Source organism: Oscillibacter sp. CAG:155 (assembly GCA_000436875.1).
GTDB lineage: Bacteria > Bacillota > Clostridia > Oscillospirales > Oscillospiraceae > Oscillibacter.
The window spans coordinates 1-1,044 of the sequence record FR890874.1; the positions used below are offsets into that span (position 1 = coordinate 1).

The 1,044-nt window shown below is 62.1% G+C and carries 1 protein-coding gene; it reads left to right on the forward strand.

The genetic code is table 11. The features are described from left to right. Positions 1 to 981: PdxA family protein (locus QZL67_RS03580; RefSeq protein ID WP_292919787.1), on the forward strand; the 981-nt coding region annotated here is incomplete at its 5' end. Positions 982 to 1,044 lie beyond the last annotated feature (63 nt).

Consider the following 1,044-nt stretch of genomic DNA (forward strand, 5'->3'; position numbering starts at 1 on the left):
CTTCTGGGCAACTCTGCCGGTGTGGGCCCCGAACTGGTGGCCAAGCTGGCTGTGTCCAACTACTACGCGGATTATTGCCGCCCGGTGATCATCGGCGACGTGCGGATGTTTGAGCACGGCCTGAAGGTGGTTGGCGGCGATGTGCCCCACTACGTCATCAGCGATCTGAGCGAGTGCGACTGGGAGCGGGGCTATCCGGTGCTGGACCTGAAGGATCAGGACCCCGAGCAGGTGGTGTACGGCGAGGCGAACGCCTATTGCGGAGCCAGCGACCTTCTGCAGCTGGACACGGCCATCGAACTGTGCAAGGCCGGTAAGATCGAAGGTTTCGTGTTCGGGCCCTTCCACAAGGGCGCCATGAAGATGGCAGGTCTCCACGATGAGAGCGAGCACACCTATCTGGCCCATGCATTCAACCTGACCACGCCCTTCTGCGAGGTCAACATGATGGACGATTTGATGACGGTGCGGACCACCAGCCATATCCCCATCAGCGAGGTCAGCGCCAACATCACGGAGCAGACGCTGCGGGAGGCCATCGAGCTGGGCGAGATCACCGGCGAGAGCTTCGGCCACAAGCCCCGGATCGCGGTGGCGGCGCTGAACCCCCACTGCGGCGAGTTCGGTCTGTGCGGCCGGGAGGAAGTGGACGTGATCCAGCCCACCATCGAGAAGGTGGTGAAGGAGACCGGCTGGAACGTGAGCGGTCCCTACTCCGCGGATACGCTGTTCATCAGCGCACTGGCGGGCGACTTCGACGTGGTGGTGACCATGTACCACGACCAGGGCCAGATCGCGCTGAAGTTGGTCGGCTTCCAGCGGTGCATCACGGTGGCGGGCGGCCAGCCCTATCCCATTGCCACCTGCGCCCACGGCACGGCCTTCGACAAGGTGGGCAAGGCCACCGCGACCACCGATTCCTTTGAACGTGCGGTCAAGGCCGTCTCCCGTATGGCCATTGCCAAGCGCACCAAGGTGTAAACAGCCATTACAGCGAATCATTCAAGGAGGGTAAAAACGTGGAGAAAGCAAAATTCAATTCCC